This window comes from Microcoleus sp. AT8-A3, from assembly GCF_036705675.1.
Classification (GTDB): Bacteria; Cyanobacteriota; Cyanobacteriia; order Cyanobacteriales; family Microcoleaceae; genus Microcoleus.
Genome location: NZ_JAUBVD010000014.1, coordinates 61,124 through 78,837 on the forward strand (window position 1 = coordinate 61,124; position 17,714 = coordinate 78,837).

The 17,714-nt window shown below is 45.2% G+C and carries 13 protein-coding genes; 9 read left to right on the forward strand and 4 right to left on the reverse strand.

The annotated features are described in order from the left end of the window. Positions 1-837: 837 nt before the first annotated feature. Together QUB51_RS11050 and QUB51_RS11055 are read left to right on the forward strand one after the other, a co-directional pair. Positions 838-5,310 carry a PAS domain S-box protein gene (locus QUB51_RS11050; RefSeq protein WP_333261309.1) on the forward strand — a complete coding sequence of 1,491 codons (4,473 nt, stop codon included), beginning with the start codon at positions 838-840 and terminating at the stop codon, positions 5,308-5,310. Between the two features lie 5 nt (positions 5,311-5,315). After that, a complete protein-coding gene (locus QUB51_RS11055) occupies positions 5,316-6,644 on the forward strand; it encodes a response regulator (protein WP_333055391.1) in 1,329 nt (442 codons plus the stop codon). A gap of 147 nt (positions 6,645-6,791) precedes the next feature. Here the strand turns inward: QUB51_RS11055 and hpsU are convergent, their stop codons facing one another. After that, on the reverse strand, positions 6,792-7,469 hold the full coding sequence (hpsU, locus tag QUB51_RS11060) for a hormogonium polysaccharide biosynthesis acetyltransferase HpsU (RefSeq protein ID WP_333261312.1): 678 nt from the start codon (positions 7,467-7,469) through the stop codon (positions 6,792-6,794). A 55-nt stretch (positions 7,470-7,524) separates the two neighbouring features. Here hpsU and QUB51_RS11065 point away from each other — a divergent pair, with 55 nt between their 5' ends. Next, a complete protein-coding gene (locus QUB51_RS11065; protein ID WP_333055388.1) occupies positions 7,525-8,319 on the forward strand; it encodes a cation diffusion facilitator family transporter in 795 nt (264 codons plus the stop codon). Positions 8,320-8,386: 67 nt separating this feature from the next. On the opposite strand, the gene QUB51_RS11070 is transcribed toward QUB51_RS11065, so the two are convergent. Beyond that, a complete protein-coding gene (locus tag QUB51_RS11070; protein ID WP_333209095.1) occupies positions 8,387-9,322 on the reverse strand; it encodes a glycosyltransferase family 2 protein in 936 nt (311 codons plus the stop codon). Here QUB51_RS11070 and QUB51_RS11075 point away from each other — a divergent pair. After that, the gene (locus tag QUB51_RS11075; protein WP_333055490.1) at positions 9,231-9,449 is read left to right on the forward strand and encodes a hypothetical protein; all 219 of its coding nucleotides are present in this window, start codon (positions 9,231-9,233) and stop codon (positions 9,447-9,449) included. The genes QUB51_RS11070 and QUB51_RS11075 overlap by 92 nt on opposite strands. Here QUB51_RS11075 and QUB51_RS11080 read toward each other — a convergent pair. Continuing rightward, positions 9,446-10,417 carry a glycosyltransferase family 2 protein gene (locus QUB51_RS11080; protein WP_333055386.1) on the reverse strand — a complete coding sequence of 324 codons (972 nt, stop codon included), beginning with the start codon at positions 10,415-10,417 and terminating at the stop codon, positions 9,446-9,448. The genes QUB51_RS11075 and QUB51_RS11080 overlap by 4 nt on opposite strands. Positions 10,418-10,726: 309 nt before the next feature. On the opposite strand from QUB51_RS11080, the gene cobU reads away from it, so the two are divergent. From cobU to QUB51_RS11095, 3 genes are all read left to right on the forward strand, one after another. After that, complete coding sequence (cobU, locus tag QUB51_RS11085) at positions 10,727-11,302, forward strand: bifunctional adenosylcobinamide kinase/adenosylcobinamide-phosphate guanylyltransferase (protein WP_333055385.1); 576 nt, start codon at positions 10,727-10,729, stop codon at positions 11,300-11,302. Between the two features lie 276 nt (positions 11,303-11,578). Further along, entirely contained in the window at positions 11,579-12,001 is a 423-nt protein-coding gene (locus QUB51_RS11090; protein WP_333055383.1) for a hypothetical protein, read from the forward strand. A 77-nt stretch (positions 12,002-12,078) separates the two neighbouring features. Continuing rightward, positions 12,079-14,148, forward strand: coding sequence for an AarF/ABC1/UbiB kinase family protein (locus QUB51_RS11095; RefSeq protein ID WP_333261315.1), 2,070 nt, complete (start codon positions 12,079-12,081; stop codon positions 14,146-14,148). Between the two features lie 208 nt (positions 14,149-14,356). Here the strand turns inward: QUB51_RS11095 and QUB51_RS11100 are convergent, their stop codons facing one another. Further along, on the reverse strand, positions 14,357-14,842 hold the full coding sequence (locus tag QUB51_RS11100; RefSeq protein ID WP_333261318.1) for a hypothetical protein: 486 nt from the start codon (positions 14,840-14,842) through the stop codon (positions 14,357-14,359). 925 nt (positions 14,843-15,767) lie between these two features. Here QUB51_RS11100 and QUB51_RS11105 point away from each other — a divergent pair. After that, complete coding sequence (locus QUB51_RS11105) at positions 15,768-16,559, forward strand: sigma-70 family RNA polymerase sigma factor (RefSeq protein WP_333209067.1); 792 nt, start codon at positions 15,768-15,770, stop codon at positions 16,557-16,559. Beyond that, on the forward strand, positions 16,549-17,709 hold the full coding sequence (locus tag QUB51_RS11110; protein WP_333209069.1) for a DUF1822 family protein: 1,161 nt from the start codon (positions 16,549-16,551) through the stop codon (positions 17,707-17,709). Before QUB51_RS11105 ends, QUB51_RS11110 begins: the two co-directional genes overlap by 11 nt. The last annotated feature ends 5 nt before the right edge of the window (positions 17,710-17,714 follow it).

Genomic DNA, 17,714 nt, shown 5'->3' on the forward strand with positions numbered 1-17,714 from the left:
TTATCCCTATTGCCAATTTTTCGGATACTTGGTCTTCGCAGGCCTGGGGTTAGTGTGCCACTTTTTCGCGTTCTGAGAGCCGACTCATCTATTATTAAAGCGCTCTAGTAACTTTAGTGAATATTAACTCGATTCGAGTTTATCATACTCTCCACTATTTTTTTTTGAAGTCCCGTTATCAAGTTAAGCAGGGATTATTCAATGACTCTTTAAGTGGACAAGTCAAATATCCAAGTATTACAATGACTTTAACTGGTGGGAGAGATATTGCTATTACTCTGCCAGTTGCGTCCGTTTTATGTATTATCTAAGTAAAAATTTAACGGATCTAGCTAAAATTGATAACGTTTCAAGAATACTTGGCATTCTACCGATATGGGGGACGAAATATAACTTAATCGCATTTGTCAATCCGTAATTTTACTTAAAATATTGCTTGTTTAGGAGTGGAAAATTGGCGATTTGAGGGTAGGTGGACATAAATATGGCGCGAGACATGATTGCTCGATCGCCCAAATCTAAGTTCTCCACCCAAAACCTGAGTAAAGGCTGAGCATAATTACTGATTGACAAATGCTTCCCTAGGTTAAGTTGTCATCAATGTTCTACCGATAGGATTGATTAGCAATAGAATTGATGAGAAATAGAAATACTTGGCGATACATCCGAATAATTAAAAAACATAGTGTCGCAAGGGATACATATCTCGCAGATTGAAAGCCTAATAGTCGCGCTACTGAACGTTTTATTCAGTACCCAAATTGGAGGCAACGAAAACCTTGCGATCGCACAATTGGACAGAAGTTCTAGAATAAAAGCTGAAATGCACGAGCCAACATGAGCAAATTCCCACCAGAGAAAACCCAACCGCCACAGCAAGAGAGCACAACAGCAGAGGTATTGCGACAGGCTCACTTCGAGGCTTTTTTTGCTGCTGCGAATGCCGGACTGATGATTTTAGACCGCCAACTCCGGTACGTCCAAATTAACGAAGCTATGGCCGAGATCAATGGCATTTGTGTGGCAGATCATATTGGTAGGTCGCTGTGTGAAGTGCTGCCAGAATTGGCTGCGAATCTGGGACCAATTTTGCAAGAAATTCTGGATACGGGCAAGCCAATTCTCGACTATGAAGTAGTGGGTGAAACTCCGAGACAACCGGGCCTCCTGCGCTACTGGCAAGCATCTTACTATCCTTTGCGGGATGAAAATGACCTGGTTTTTGGTGTTGGTGCCCTTGTGATTGAAATTACCGATCGCAAGCGGGCAGAACAAAAGCAGGCACGACTGACGGCCATTTTGGAAGCAACTTCCGACTTAGTAGGAGTTTCTGATACGACAGGGCATAGCGTCTATCTCAACAAAGCCGGACAGGAAATGCTGGGGATGTCCCCAGAGGAAGCACGAGCTTCGTTTAGTATAGATTCTGTGTTAGCTCCCTCAGCAACGGCAAAATTCCACAACGAAGTAATTCCCACCGCCTTGCGAGAGGGCCGGTGGACTGGTGAAACTCTGTTTTTGTCATGCGATGGGGAAGAAATTCCAGTCTCCCAGGTTTTGATCGTTCACAAAACCGCAGCGGGTGAAGTCGAGTTTATCTCCACTATTGCGCGGGATATTCGCGATCGCAAAAAAGCAGAGGAAGAACGGCAATTGCTCGCTACAACGATCGAGAACAGCCGTGACTTTATTGGCGTTGCCTCAATGGATGGTCGCCCGATGCTAGTGAATCAGGCTGGTCTGGATTTGGTGGGACTCAGCAGTTTGGACGAAGCCAAAACCAAACACATGAACGACTTTTTCATGGCAGAAGATTTGGACTTTGTACAGCAGTTTATTATGCCTGCAATAATGCAAGAGGGAAGTTGGCGGAGTGATTTCCGCTTCAGACATTTCGTGACAGGTGAACCCATCGCGGTAGATTACACCCTATTTTTGATCAAAGATCCAGAGACTAATGAACCCATAGGAATTGCCACTATTACGCGGGATATTCGCGATCGCAAAATCGCAGAAGATGTCCTGAAACAAAGTGAAGAAAGATTTCGTTCTTTGATGGAAGCCAGCGCTCAAATTATTTGGATCGCTAATGCTGAGGGCGAATTGGCCAGCGAGCAACCTACTTTATGTGCATTTACAGGACAGACATTTGATGATTACAAGGGAGGGGGTGGGCTCAACGCTATCCATCCAGACGATCGCTCGTCTATTGCCACTGCCTGGTCAACTGCTGTTGCTAATCGATCGCTCTATGAAGTTGAATTTCGTATGCGTCGCTATGACGGGGAATATCGCTACATGAGTTGTCGTGGTGTCCCAATTCTGAACGCGGATGGTTCAATTCGGGAATGGATTGGAGCTAATACAGATATTACCGATCGCAAGCAAGCAGAAGAAGCTCTGCGCCAACAGCAAGCTGCGCTGCGCGATCGCAATGTCTTGCTGAGCTCTATTTTGGAAAGTACGCCAGACATAATTGTTGTTAAAGACTGGGAAGGCCGATATGTTGCCCTTAATTCCGAGGTGGCAAAATCCTTTTACGGTAGATCCATTGAGGAAATTATCGGTAAAGATGATTCGGAACTCCTTCCCCCGGAGGCCGCCGTTGCAATAATGGCAAAAGACCGCCAGATCATGGAAGCAGGCCTTACTGAAAGCTACGAAGAAGAGGTTTTCAATGGTAAAGAGAATACTTCTTTTTTAACCACAAAAGCCCCTTGGCGGGACGCTCAGGGCAATATTATCGGCCTGATCGCCATAGCACGAAACATTAACGATCGCAAACAAATGGAAGCAGAGTTGCGCGATCGTAATGCACTGCTCAAATCTATTTTGGAAAGTACACCAGACTTCATTGTCGTTAAAGATCGGGAAGGTCGTCATGTTGCCCTTAACTCCAATTTGGCAAACTTCATAGGCAAGCCCATTGAGGAAATCATCGGCAAAGATGATTTGGAATTACTGCCGCCTGACACGGCCCGTGCAATTATGGCAAAAGATCGCCAACTCATGGCAGCAGGAATCACTGAGAGTTACGAGGAAGATGTCTTTCATGGTGAGACCACCGGGACTTTTTTTACTACAAAAGCTCCTTGGCGGGATGCTAAGGGTAATATCCTGGGAATCATCGCCACAACACGAGATATTAGCGATCGCAAAAAAGTCGAGCAAACACTCCGTCAAACCCTAGAAATACTAGACTTAGCCAGCGATGGTATCATTATTCGGGATATGGATGACCGCATCATATACTGGAACCAAGGTGCAGAAAAGCTCTATGGTTGGACAAAAGCCCAAGTAGTCGGGGAGTACATTCACACCTGCTTGGAAACAGCCTTTCCTAAACCGTTAGAAATCGTAAGGGCAGAGTTTTTCCAGCAGGGAAGTTGGGAAGGAGAAGTGCAGCACACCACCAGCGATCGTCGGCAGATTATTGTAGCAAGTCGCTGGACATTACAGCGCGATGGGGAAGGAAAGCCTTGTGCCCAACTCGAAATTAATAATGACATTAGCGATCGCAAACAAGCAGAAGATGCTATCAAACAAAGCGAAGAACGCTATCGATCGCTAACCCTTGCCATCTCCCAAATTGTCTGGACAACCGATCCTGAAGGAAGATGCCAGGATTCACCGAGTATGAGAGCTTACACCGGACAAACGGAAGCTGAGGTGGTTGGTTTTGGCTGGTTAGATACAATCCACCCGGACGATCGGGAACGAACAGTTCAGGTGTGGATGGAAGCAGTGCAAACGAGAAGCCTGTTTGAGATGGAATATCGAATGCGCGGAACGGATGGAAACTATCGTTATTTCCAAGTTAGAGGGGTGCCAATTCTGAATGAAGATGGCAGCATCCGGGAGTGGGTTGGCACTTGCATCGATATCCAGGATCGCAAACAAACAGAAATCGTACAGGCAAAAGCCAGGGAAGCTGCAGAAGCCGCAAGTCGGGCCAAAAGTGAATTCCTTGCTAACATGAGCCATGAATTGCGGACTCCGCTTAATGGCATCATGGGCTACGCGCAGATTCTTCAGCGTTCCAAAGTCTTGAATGAAGAAGAGCGATCGCGCATTGATGTTATTTATCAGTGCGGTTCCCATTTACTGACCTTAATCAATGATATTCTCGACTTGTCGAAGATTGAAGCACAGAAAGTGGAACTAATGCCCACGGATTTTCATTTCCCGGCGTTCCTGCAAGGTGTCGCAGAAATGTGTCGTATCCGAGCTGAACTAAAGGGAATTCACTTTCATTTTCCATCAAGCCCCGAACTGCCGATCGGGATTCGTGCGGATGAAAAACGCTTGCGACAAGTCTTAATTAATCTTTTAAGCAACGCTATTAAATTTACGGATGAGGGCAGTGTTACTTTTATAGTCAGTTTTGCCACAGAAGAAAAAATTCGCTTTGAAATACGCGATACAGGTACCGGCATTGCACAGGATCAACTCCAAGCTATCTTTCAGCCCTTCGAGCAGGTAGGCGATCGCAGACGGCAGACGGAAGGCACGGGATTGGGACTGGCAATTAGCCAAAGGATTGTAGAACTAATGGGCAGTACCATTCAAGTTCAAAGTGAGATTAATGTTGGCAGTATTTTCTGGTTTGATGTCAATCTATCTCAAGCCGATGAATGGGTTAAAACATCTCAAATCGACCATCGCGGGCAGATTATCGGCATCAAACACCGCCAACCTAAGATTGTGGTTATTGATGACAAATGGGCTAACCGTTCGGTCATTAGCAATTTGCTCAGTCCGCTCGGCTTTGAGGTGTCTGAAGCGAACGATGGGCAGGAAGGCTGGGAAAAAATTCTAGAAGTGCAGCCAGATTTAATTGTTACCGATTTATTAATGCCCGAACTCGATGGCTTCGAGGTGATTAAGCGGGTTCGAGAATCGGAAAATTTCAAAGACACCGTTATTATTGTCTCTTCTGCCAGCGTATTTGAAACCGATCAATACAGAAGTTTAGAAGCAGGAGGTAATGCCTTTATTCCCAAACCTATTCAGGCAACAGAGCTCCTGCAAAAATTACAACAGTATCTGGATTTGGAATGGGTTTATGAAGCTAATGAAGATCCACAGGCGATCGCATCAGACACCGATGAGCTAATTCCCCCGCCTGCTACACAAATGGAAATGCTATACGAACTGGCTATGAAGGGAAATTTCCTAGAAATAGTTAAGCAGGCGGTATTACTGGAACAAATAGATCCCCAATACATTCCCTTTGCTAAAAGATTGCATCAAATGGCAAAAGACTTTCAAGACGAAGAGATTTTAACGTTTATTCAGTCCTACAAGTAAGGTTTATGAATTCAGAAATTCAAGCAAATGGTACAATCCTTATAGTTGATGACAATTCAGCCAACTTGGGTGTCTTATCTGATGCCTTAAGTCAGGAAGGATTTGAAGTTCGGGTCGCGAAATCTGGAAAGATGGCACTAGAGCGAGTCAAATATGCTCTCCCAGATCTAATCTTGCTAGATGTCATGATGCCAGAAATTGATGGATTTGAAACCTGTCGTCGATTACAGGCTAATCCAGAAACTAAACAGATTCCCATTATATTTATGACTGCGCTCTCGGATACGGCTAATAAAGTTGAGGGTTTTAAGCTTGGGGCTGTAGATTATATTACCAAACCTTTCCAACAGGAGGAAGTATTAGCTCGCGTCAAGCTGCATTTAAAGCTTCATGTTTTAACTGAGAAGTTAGAAGAAAATAATACATTATTGGAGCAAAAAGTTTTAGAAGTGAGCCAAGCCTATGAAGATTTAAAACAACTGCAACTTAAGTTAATTCAAAGCGAGAAGATGTCCGGATTAGGGCAAATGGCGGCTGGGATTGCTCATGAAATAAACAACCCTATAAATTTCATCTCTGGCAATCTGGGTTATGCCCAAGAGTACGCTCACAACTTACTAAAAATAATACATCTCTATCAAGAAGATTATGTAAATCCCACCCCTCGGATTCAAGCAGCAATGGATGAAATAGAACTGGAATTTGTGGAGGAAGATTTTATCAAAGTTCTTAACTCAATCAACTTAGGAACGCAGCGCATCCAGGAGATTGTTAAGTCTATGCGAATCTTTTCTCGCCTAGATGAGGCAGAGGTGAAATCTGTAAATATTCATGAAGGAATTGATAGTACACTCACCATCCTGCATCATCGTTTAAAAGCAAAACCAGAGCATCCTGAGATTGAATTAATAAAAAAGTACGGTCAGCTTCCACCAGTAGAATGTCATGCCGGACAATTAAATCAAGTGTTTATGAATATTATTTCCAATGCCATTGATGCTTTAGAGGAATCGAATCAGCAGCGTTCTTTTGCAGAAGTGAAACAACACAAGAACCGCATTCAAATTGCTACAAAAGTAATTGATGAGAATTGGGTGGCTATTCATATTAGTGACAACGGTCGGGGAGTTTGCGAAAGTTTAAAGCCGAAACTATTTGACCCTTTTTTTACCACGAAACCTATCGGTAAAGGAACTGGGTTGGGGTTATCTATCAGTTACCAAATTATCGTTGAAAAGCATGGGGGCAGATTATACTGCCAGCCTGGATTAGGAAAGGGAATAGAATTCGTCATTGAAATTCCTATTCGGCAGCAAGCTTGTAAAGCTGCTTAGTTTCCTGGTACAATGTCTCTTAGGAATGAGAATTAAATAACTTCCACTCTTGAAAGTGGGATGGGCGTCCCGCCCGTCATGAGTGGACGGGCGGGACGCCCATCCCACAATAACAATTAAAATTGTAAGTTATTTAATTCGCGATCCTTACGAACTTTGGTTAATTTCTCGCTGACAGCGGGGACGACAAGGTGTTCCTGTGCAAATAAAGCCTGCAGGCATATTTTTAAAGACGCTGCTGCGAGCTCCGATTAAAGCGTTAGCACCGATTTCGACACCAGGGCCAATGAAGCAGTCGGCGGCAATCCAAACGCCGTTATTAATGATCGCAGGTGCTGTTATTAAGCCAAAGGCGGGGTCTTGAGGGTCATGAGTGCCGGTGCAGAGGTAGCTTTTTTGAGAAATGACGCAGTGTTTGCCGATCGCAATTCGATCCAGACTGTACAATACAACATCATCTCCGATCCAACTGTAATCCCCGATGGCAATTTTCCAAGGATAGGTAAAACGAGCCGTGGGACGAATGATCACACCCCGACCTATTTTCGCTCCAAATAACCGCAGCAAGCCGCTTCTGATGCGATTAAAAGGGTGTGGAGTGAGAGGAAAGGCGATCGCCTGCACCAACCACCAAACTAAAATTAGCCAAGTAGGCTTTCCTCGATCGAACTTTGATTGATCGTACTTCCGCAAATCAACCAAAGATTCGCCTGTCAAAGTATTTGCGTGATTGTCGCTAATTGGACGATCGTTTATTTCAGGATTTGGGGAATTTGCGGTCGAATTTTCCGGATCTTGGTGGGGATTTGGTATATAATCGGTCATTGATAGTTAATTTAATGTTTAATTTAAAATCGAGTTTAACCTTAAGGACTGCTGCATGACATTTCTAGTTAGGGACAATTTTGACTCGAAAAACGCCAAGGATATCGCACAATGCGAGAAGACAAATCCCAGAATTGGCAAAGTGCGACTTTTACAAACAGCATTGGTACTGCTTAGCAGCTTTTTTGTAGCAGAGTTAATCGCCGCACTTAATTCTCATAGTTTGTCCCTATTAGCAGATGCGGGTCACGTTTTTTCAGATGTAGCAGCTTTAGCAATAACTTTGACAGCGACTTGGTACTCGTCACGAAAAAGAAGTAAATCGGTGGATTGTGCGATCGCACAATCGCCAATTCCTGAACGAGGAGAAATCATTGCTGCTTTAATTAATAGTATCAGTTTAGTAGCGATCGCCCTTTGGATTGCCGCAGAGTCGATCGCCCGTTTGCAGTCCCCAACACCCGAAGTAGAAGGACTCCCGATGTTAATTACCGCCATAGTCGGTTTAAGCATCAACTCGATCAATGCTTGTTGCTTGCATTCCTGCTGTCACGGTGACTTAAATCTCAAAAGCGCCTTTCTGCACGCAGTCGCCGACATTTTTTCATCGGTTGGAGTAATTTTAGCTGCGATCGCCGTAGCGTGGCTGCACTGGAATTGGGCTGACGGCTTAATTAGCTTGCTAGTCTCTGCATCAATTATTTTATTAACTCTACCATTGCTAATAGAAAGCATCCAATTGCTGCTGGGAAAAGTATCAGCAATATCCGCCAGTCAACAGCCTTGTGATTGCGAAAAAGTGAGCGCAGAAAAATTGCTTTTTCCATCCCTCGAAGAACTTATTAAATGAAAATGTCTCAAGCCACTCGCTATGGGCTGGCTTTCCTAATTCCCAATTCCCCCATGCTTCCAAAATATTAAGGCAATTTAACTTCGGTCTCCTGAGTGATAACTACTGGCGGCGACAGAGTAGGCTCAGGTTCTGCCACATTTAACTGACCGCCACAACAACGCAACTCGTAAAGTTTTGCATTAATTTGATACTCATATTGACTCAATAACCTTGCATAAATATAGCCAGCTTTGCCATCCAAAAAGCCGAGCTGAATGAAGTAAAATAAAATAAATCTGAGCATTGGTTTAAAAGGCAGCCGCACCCAAACTTTTTTGAGAAATCGCTTCCGCTGCACTGCATCTCCAAATAGGTGAGCGCCAATAGTGCCGCTGTCGTCGCGGCCTTCAATAATATTGTAATAAACGCGAGCTTCCCAATTAGAATAGCGGTTATGCCGTTCTATCCAGTGAAATAAATCGCGATAATCCTCGTGGATCATGTCATTTTTTAAGTAGCCGACTTGACCGGCTAAAATTACGTGTTCGTGAACTTCGTTGTCGCCAGTATTGGGGACGGATTCAGTGCCGAGATTTTCGTAACGTCCTTTTTGATGCTTGAACAAACGCAAATTCCAGTCGGGATATCGGCCGCCGTAACGCAGCCACTGACCTAAAAAGAAGACTTTGCGGTTGAGGTAGTAGCCGTCAAAATTGGGGTCTTCGATCGCCTGCGCGATTTCGTCCCAAAGTTCCGGGGGAATGCGCTCGTCGCAATCGACAATTAATACCCATTCGTTGCGAAAGGGCAGATTGTCCAATGACCAATTTTTCTTTTTCGGCCAGCGGTTGTCGAAGTAGAATTGCACTACTTTGGCGCCGGTGCTGATGGCAATTTCTACGGTGCGATCGCTGCTTTGGGAATCAACCATGAAAACTTCATCCGCCCTAGCAATGCTGGCCAGACACGCTGGTAGATTAAGTTCTTCGTCTTTTGCCGGAATGAGAACTGAAACCGGAATCTTGGATGAACTAGATGTCATAATCGAGTGCTTGAACCTGAATGCGGTCGAGTTTTTTGTGGATGAAGTGCGATCGGCACAGCAGGGCCGACGACTTGAGCAGCGAGGGATATTGCCTATAGCCTAATGCCTGCTGGTCGATTTCGGTGCAAAAATCAGGCCGCGGATGGCTGCGATCAAATAACCGATTTGACCCCAGGCAAAAACGAAATTTTCAAAGCGCAGCCCTGGATCTCTAATATATTTAAAAGACTTCCAGACACCCCTCAAGATTCTTTCACCCCCCCACCCAAGCTGAGCAATACCGGCTCGATCGGACAATTGTTCGCGATAACACTCGCTGATGCCTTGCCACCACCCGCGCTCTAGAAACCAAGCTTTGTTGAGCCTTTCTGTCGCGACATGGTGAAGCACCAGGGCCTCCGGTAGATAAACTACTTGCCAACCTAACTCTAAAGCTAATTCTGTGGCCCGCAACTCTTCATTTGACAGCAATTTTGTGCCGACTCTACCGAGTTTGACATCGAAGCCGCCAATTTGTTCGAGAAAAGCGCGCCGGATTGAGTAGTTTACTCCCCTGGGAGTCAAACCGGCAGCAGTCACGTATAGGTAAGTATCGCCTAAATCGTATGATCCCAAGTTCTGGGCCAATCCCGGTGACAGCCATTCGGGCGGGCTGACTCCCGAAGGCCAGAGCAAATTTACTTTGCCACCAGCTACGGCGAGTTTTTGATTGCTTTGATAAGCCGCGTGCAGCACCCTGAGCCAATTGGGCTCAGCAATAGCGTCGTCGTCGAGATAAGCTAATATTTCACTGCCAGCTTCCTTTGCGCCGGTGTTCCGGGCTACTGACAGACCGATTTCCGGCTCCCAGACGTACTTGAGGCGCCGATCGCCCTGTCTTGCTTCTACCACCTCGCGGGTGCGCGAAGTCGAACTTTCGGGGCTTGCATAATCGCTAGAAGCGTTATCCACTACTACTACTTCAAAGTTGTCGGGAAAATCCTGTACCAGCAAGCTGTCGATCGCCCCACCTAAATAGGCGGCGCGATTGTGGGTGCAAATAATCGCTGATATCTGAGGACGATCTGGCATAAATAACAGCTTGGGAAATACGGGGGTTCTCGATCGACTTACTCTGATCTTGTCTCATCAATGCTATTATCGCTTAAAAAGCATTTGGTAGTTAGCCGTTTAAATCATAATTGGTAATTGCTAATTGGGAATTGGCAATTGGGAATTATGTTTAATCCTTTGTATGTTACCCCGCCCAAAGAAGGGAGACAAGCCCGCAACATTAGTCGCGAGCAGCCCAAAAATTTTAACCAAACTTCAATCTCCCAAAATCATTTGTTGTGGAGTAAATCTAAAATCTAAAATCTAAAATCTAAAATCGACTGACTAATGAGTAACTCAGAACCCACCACATCTAGACAATTAATCTTAGTAACTGGGCCGGCCCGAAGTGGCAAAAGTGAATGGGCCGAAACTCTGGCGGCGGGTTCGGGAAAACAAGTAATTTATGTGGCTACCGGTCAGGTTGATGAAGCTGATTTGGAGTGGATTCGTCGCCTCGAACAGCACCGAAATCGCCGTCGGGTTGATTGGAAAACTCTAGAAGTGCCGATCGACTTGTCAGCAGTTGTGCAAGCCAGCAAGCCCTCAGATTGCTTGTTGATTGATTCTCTGGGAACTTGGACGGCGAATCTTTTGGAACAAGAAGCGGCTGTTTGGGCGACTACGCAGCAAGATTTGCTCGCCTGTTTGAAGTCGGCGGCGGCTGATGTAATTTTGGTAGGGGAAGAAACCGGATGGGGTGTTGTGCCTGCTTATCCGGCGGGGCGGCTGTTTCGCGATCGCCTCGGCACTCTCGTGCGCCACATCGGGGCGATCGCCGATACTGTTTATCTCGCCACCGGAGGTTACGCCTTGAATCTCACCGCTTTGGGTACGCCACTGCCGCCTGTAGCGAAAAATTAACAGCCAGAGTCGCGATCGACAAGAGAGAAAAAATATCGGTTTCCCGAACGACAATTTTAACTAAAAATCAGCTATGATTTTAACTAAGATTGAAAAATCAAGAGTCATATAAATTAGTAAAAAAACCTAATCCCTAGGGGGGAAGCCCAACAATTAGACATGAGGAATAGCCGAATTTTGAAATTATGTAAAAGATAAAATGTCTCTTAAGAAAGAGTGGTGATTTCAAATTCAAAGTCTAAAATAATCAATTAGTTGAAGGGTTGACTAAAAGTTATGGCATCAGATAGTGAAGTAAGAAAATATATTGCTTACTGGTTTCAGTTAGGCAAAAAAGTATTAATTCGCAACGGTTCCGAAGCGCTGGAGCCCAAATCGGTAAATGCGGGCGATCGCTACAGCCAGGAATTTGAAGACTGCTGGCAAAAAATCATCTCCCGCGACAGCGGAGACTGTTACCTCGAAGGCACAAACGAAACAATTGCCCAACTGCTGACGCCAGCTTGGGAAATCAGTCCCTGCGCGCGCTGCGCTATGCCCGTAGTGTTCAAACAAACCGGAATGCCCCCGGAGTTCTGTCCCTGTAACGACTTACCGAACTGGCCCGATACCGAAATGCCCCAACCTCGATCGCCCGTCAGCAGCCAATCGCAACTATCAGGCATTCGCGATCGACTCCAAAGATCCAGCGGCGAGTAAGTATATAAGAAGGAAGAAGGGTCTTCTTCCTTAAATTGTTACAATATATTTACAATGCTTCACACTAGGTCTGATTTATGAATGTCAAGACAGTATCGCCAGCCTCCCCGCCAACTTATGTAAATTCAGGGACTCAGGCTGTACTAAGCAATCTCCAAGATGCAAATACAATTCCCCTGCAAGCAGTACCAGTATCACTAGAGACGGAGCACGTAACGGACGATCGGCTCAAATCAGCCAGAGACATAGCTTTCGAGTTAGCCGGAGATGCTGTTCGGTACGATCCAGTGGCGATCGCAGCCCAGTACCGAAATCGACCTCTACAAGTCTGGGGAAGGCTGTCGAGCGTTGTTTGGACATTTTTTAGCTTTGCCTTCAGTGTGTGGTTCGACGGCAAAACAGGTCGTACCGCCACCAACGAAAAGCGCCGCGCCGTCCGACTGCGAGAAATTCTGGGTCAACTCGGCCCAGCTTTCATCAAAATCGGACAAGCACTCTCAACACGCCCCGACTTAGTACCGCCAGTATATTTAGAAGAACTAACAACGCTGCAAGACCAATTGCCAGCATTTCCCAACGAAGTAGCATATCAATTCATCCAAGAAGAATTGGGCGCCCACCCCAAAGACATCTACGCAGAAATCAGCCCCGATCCGATCGCAGCAGCATCTCTCGGACAAGTCTACAAAGGCAAACTCAAAACCGGAGAAACAGTCGCAATCAAAGTCCAGCGACCGGGTTTAGCCGAAAACATCGGCTTAGATATTTACATCCTGCGGCGCGTTGCAGTTTGGGCGCAAAACACCTTCAAAATAATTCGCAGTGACCTCGCAGCAATTATGGACGAGTTGGGCGAGCGCATTTACGAAGAAATGGACTACACCCACGAAGGTCAAAATGCCGAACGGTTTGCCCAACTATACGGCCACATCAAAGACATTTATGTTCCCAGCATCTACTGGGAATATACCCGCCGCCGCGTCTTAACAATGGAGTGGATCACCGGCATCAAACTTACGAATTTAGAGGCCGTTAAAGCTCAAGGAATCGACGCTCCTTACTTAATTGAAGTGGGGGTGCAGTGCTCTCTCAGACAACTTCTAGAACACGGTTTCTTTCACGCCGATCCGCATCCCGGCAATCTTTTGGCAACTCCTGACGGTCAATTAGCTTATCTCGATTTCGGGATGATGAGCGAAGTTAAACCTTATCAGCGATACGGCTTGTTGGAAGCTGTGGTGCATTTGGTGAACCGCGACTTTGAAGGTTTAGCAAAAGATTATGTCAAGTTGGAGTTTTTAACGCCAGATACGGATTTAACGCCAATTATTCCAGCTTTGGCGGGGGTATTTAACAATGCTTTGGGTGCTAGCGTTGCCGAACTCAATTTCAAAAGCATTACTGACGAACTTTCGGCGGTGATGTACGAATATCCTTTCCGGGTTCCAGCTTACTATGCTTTGATTATTCGATCGCTCGTCACGTTAGAAGGGATTGCCATTAATGTCGATCCAGAATTCAAAGTGTTGAGCAAAGCCTATCCTTACGTTGCAAAACGGCTGTTGAGCGACCCCGCACCGGAATTGAGAGCATCCCTGCAAGATTTGCTGTTCAAACAAGGCGAATTCCGCTGGAACCGCTTAGAAAACTTGCTCAACAATGCCCGCGAGAGCGAGGACTACGATGTCAGCAAAATCTTGAACCAAGCATTAGAATATTTATTTTCCGAAAGAGGAGATTTCATTCGCGATCGTATTGTCCTCGAATTAGTCAAGAGTCTCGACACACTTTCCAGCAACGCCTTTGCTAACGCCAAAGCAGTCGTCGGCGAATGGTTTGGAGTCAAGGCAAATCAACCTGTGGTTTCACCAACTGAACAAAAAAACCTAGAACACATCAAACGGATTTGGGATATTTTGCAATCAACTCCCGGTTTTGACGGGACGAAAGTATTGCAGCTATTGCCGCAGTTGTTGGTGAAACCCCAAGTGCAGAATATGGGGCAGAAAGTAGTCGGCGGTTTAGCTCAAAGAGCAGTTGCTAGGGTTATTCGCGAGTTTTTGCTTTCGCAGGAACCGGATGCGATTCCCGTGAATGGAAGCTACCCTAAAACTTCGCCTCAGTTGTCTTTACCTGCGGCGAAGTAGTTATCTCATGTCAGGCGAATTGACCATAATTCCTGTAGGGGCGGGTTCACCAATATCTACAATAGAAACGAGAGATTCTGTAAACCCGCCCCAGCTTTTGAGCGTGGTCGATCGACCATGATATTAAATTGGGATATTGGGATTTTTTGACCGCAGATATTAGCAGATAAACACAGATGAACGCAGATGAAATGTCGTCTGCGTTCTTTTAATTAAGCTTGAATCCTTTAGCGGCTAATTGCTGGTGGAGACTCTGAATCATTACGCGATCGAGAGTATTTTCACCACTATTGGTACTAGATTGGCACTGTTGTTCAATATATGCTGTACGCTTTTGAGATAAGTCGCGGATGGTCTTTTTAATCGCCTCTCTTTCGGTTTTCTTTCCAGCTACATATGCTTTTTTTTCTGTTAGCGTCATCCCTCGCATGATTTCGGGTAAATTATCATCTGATATTGCCTCTAGTTTAACTGTGCCGTTTTCGAGAGCATCGAGCAAGTCCCAAGAAGCATTATCATAGTATTCAGAAGCTTTGGACGCACTACGCAAAACCCTATTGCTGCCAGCATTACTATCTTCAACTGCTTGACGTTGTTGTCCTATTCTTCCTTCTCTACCGTAAGGAATGTAGGTTTGATTGAGTTTAGTATTCCAAGTAGAAATCTCGTCGTCGTAAGGGGACTTGATTACCACAATTTGTTGGTTTTGATTAATGTTGAAGCTACTGCCTTTTGCTAAGGAATGAGAATTAAATAACTTCCACTCTTGAAAGTGGGATGGGCCTAAGAGCCCATCCAAAAAGGACGGGCTCTTAGGCCCATCCCACAAACTTGTGGAAGTTATTTAATTCTCATTCCAAAGATCGATCGCCCCTCAAGCCTTTTTGTTCTTTCTATTTATTTATCAGGTTGAGCTCGGTAGTTTTATGCAAAACTCTCCAGTTTTTTTGGTCGAGTTTGGCAAAGACTGCGTGGAAGTACGGAACCACGGGTGTTTTGGGGATTTAAGGGCGATCGAATAACGCGCTTTCCCAGAATCCGGCGGGGAATGAATTCCCCGCCTCATAGCGAAAGTCCTCTCAAAGAGGACTGGTAAATTCTTCAGTCGGCGACCGACGACTTTCGCTTTGAGGCTCTTGTTTCAACAAGAGCCGGAGTTCGGGATTGCGAGATAGCCGGATTGCGCGATCGATCTGCTTGTTAACACTAAAGATCGATCGCCCCTCAAGCCTTTTTGTTCTTTCTATTTATTTATCAGGGTGAGCTCGGTAGTTTTATGCAAAACTCTCCAGTTTTTTTTGTCGAGTTTGGCAAAGACTGCGTGGAAGTACGGAACCACGGGTGTTTTGGGGATTTAAGGGCGATCGAATAACGCACGGGTGGTCATAAACCGGGTTTTTCGCAGAAGACTTCGTTACAAACCTGCATAAATCGCAAAAACCCGGTTTATGCAGGTTTTGATGCGTCTTAACAAAAATTCACATCTAATTCAACTGCCCAATCCACCGCACAGCAAGACTTTCAACCATCCTCTGAAAAAAATTTCTGAATTTCGCATAAATTCCTCCAACTTACCCTGATAAATAAATGTAGGAACAAAGTTGCGGCCGCACTTAACTATGACTGATAAATCCAACCCCTCCGAGGGGGAAGACCACTTATCCGACGAAACCGATGCTGTTGGGTGCTCAGTAAAATCGGAAAAGTTCGATCGAGATCCCGCACACCAGCAAATCGTCGAACTCGTCACCAAAGCTTGCCAGCAGCCCCCCGGCAGTATCAGGCGAAGTCGTTTCTTGAATCAACTAATTCGAGAGATTATCAAATCCGGCAAACTCTGGAAACCAAAAACACCTTACTATGAAGAGGCATTGCAAGAAACCTGGATCTATCTCAATCGAAATTTATGTGAAGCTACCACAGCAAAACGACCTTACGATCCCGAAGAAAGCCTGATTACTACTTGGTTAAATAGCTATCTCGAAAGGCGGCTTTTTGATTGTCGTCTGGCCCCAATAAAAGAAAGTGAGACACCAAACCGCCGTCGAATAGCGTCCTCAGAAGGAAAACAAGACAAAGAAACCATCAATCCCATTGACTATCTCGCCGCCGATTATGATGTAAGTTTCTATTTGGACGAACTTCTCGCATGGATAGAAACCGATCCAAATAACGAGTTAAAAAGCAGACACGTTAGAGGCAAACCGCAGATAAATTGTCAAGTTTTATTGCAGCGAAAATGTTTGTACGGTCAAAGTCTTAAAGAACTCGCCAAAGAGTTTGGCTGCGCCCATTCTACTTTATATCAATTGTTCAACAATGACTGCCGTCATCTGCTGCAAAAATTTTGCGAAGACCAAGGATATCAAACTTTAAATATACCAGGAGTGTACCAAAACAATGAACCATAACAACCTTTGGGAAATCGAATCTTTGCCAATGCCAATTACTCAGAAGGCACTGCAAGTTGCTCAGCAGTTTGCCACCCAACAGCGCCACCCGCAAAGGCACGAGCAAGTTTATCTCAATACTTTGGCAGTGCTGGCAGTTCGCGATTATCTAAAAATCATCGATATTGAGACTGACTTGACTGAATGCGATAGCTGGAATCCCGTAATTCGCCTGTTTGCAGATGCGGGAGATTTGTATGTTAAAGGATTGGGAAAAATCGAATGCCGTCCAATTAAAAATCGACATCAAACTCAAGAAACTGGCAACCAGAATTCATCTGCACATCCGCCTGAGATTTGCCCAGTGCCGGTGGAAGCAAGGGCAGAACGCATTGGCTATATTGCTGTAGAAATTGATGAGGAGGAAAAGGAAGCGAGATTGCTTGGTTTTTCTCCCAATGCGGATGCGGGGGAATTAGTATTGAGCGAATTGCATTCCCTGGATGATTTTTTAGGGCATCTAGAACATTTGTTGGAATCTCAAATTAACCTCAGTCAGTGGTTGATGAATGTATTTACGGCTGATTGGCTGCCTTTTGAAGCGGTATTTAACCAGCAGACACAAACTTCTCAGGTGGAGATTCAAAATCCGGTTGAATCTCAGTTAGGCAATTGGTGGCAAAATTTTGTAGACAGATGTTTGCAGCAATTGGATCGAGGTAAACAAAATTTAAAAAACTTGATTTCTCCTGACGAAACCCCCAGTTTTGCATTACGAGGAGGTGGAAATTCGAGAGAAGAATCTGCGTTACAGAGCAGTCAAAGTAGCATCAATAGGTTTCCCGAAGCCGATGTCACGCGGGCTAAGTTGATTGACTTGGGAATGCGGCTGGGAAGGACAACGGTGGCTTTGTTGGTGGCGATTGCTGAAGAGAGCGATCGCACTGTCAGAGTTCACGTTCAACTGCATCCGGCGATCGGAGAACGTTACCTGCCCCAGAATATTAAACTTTCCTTAATCTCCGACATCGGTAAAAATCTAACCGAGTCACAATCAAGGATTCAGGAGAGGTACATTTTGCTGAAGGATATTGAGGTCGATCGAGACGAGAGTTTTAGTATTCGAGTAGCTTTAGATGATTTCAGCGTCACAGAAAATTTTGTGGTATGATATCT

Excerpts from the sequence above, each read along its gene's own strand:
- QUB51_RS11050 (WP_333261309.1), top strand. The coding sequence starts at position 838 with ATGAGCAAATTCCCACCAGAGAAAACCCAACCGCCACAGCAAGAGAGC.
- QUB51_RS11055 (WP_333055391.1), top strand. The coding sequence starts at position 5,316 with ATGAATTCAGAAATTCAAGCAAATGGTACAATCCTTATAGTTGATGAC.
- hpsU (WP_333261312.1), bottom strand. The coding sequence starts at position 7,469 with ATGACCGATTATATACCAAATCCCCACCAAGATCCGGAAAATTCGACC.
- QUB51_RS11065 (WP_333055388.1), top strand. The coding sequence starts at position 7,525 with ATGACATTTCTAGTTAGGGACAATTTTGACTCGAAAAACGCCAAGGAT.
- QUB51_RS11075 (WP_333055490.1), top strand. The coding sequence starts at position 9,231 with ATGAAAACTTCATCCGCCCTAGCAATGCTGGCCAGACACGCTGGTAGA.
- QUB51_RS11080 (WP_333055386.1), bottom strand. The coding sequence starts at position 10,417 with ATGCCAGATCGTCCTCAGATATCAGCGATTATTTGCACCCACAATCGC.
- cobU (WP_333055385.1), top strand. The coding sequence starts at position 10,727 with ATGAGTAACTCAGAACCCACCACATCTAGACAATTAATCTTAGTAACT.
- QUB51_RS11090 (WP_333055383.1), top strand. The coding sequence starts at position 11,579 with ATGGCATCAGATAGTGAAGTAAGAAAATATATTGCTTACTGGTTTCAG.
- QUB51_RS11095 (WP_333261315.1), top strand. The coding sequence starts at position 12,079 with ATGAATGTCAAGACAGTATCGCCAGCCTCCCCGCCAACTTATGTAAAT.
- QUB51_RS11105 (WP_333209067.1), top strand. The coding sequence starts at position 15,768 with ATGACTGATAAATCCAACCCCTCCGAGGGGGAAGACCACTTATCCGAC.
- QUB51_RS11110 (WP_333209069.1), top strand. The coding sequence starts at position 16,549 with ATGAACCATAACAACCTTTGGGAAATCGAATCTTTGCCAATGCCAATT.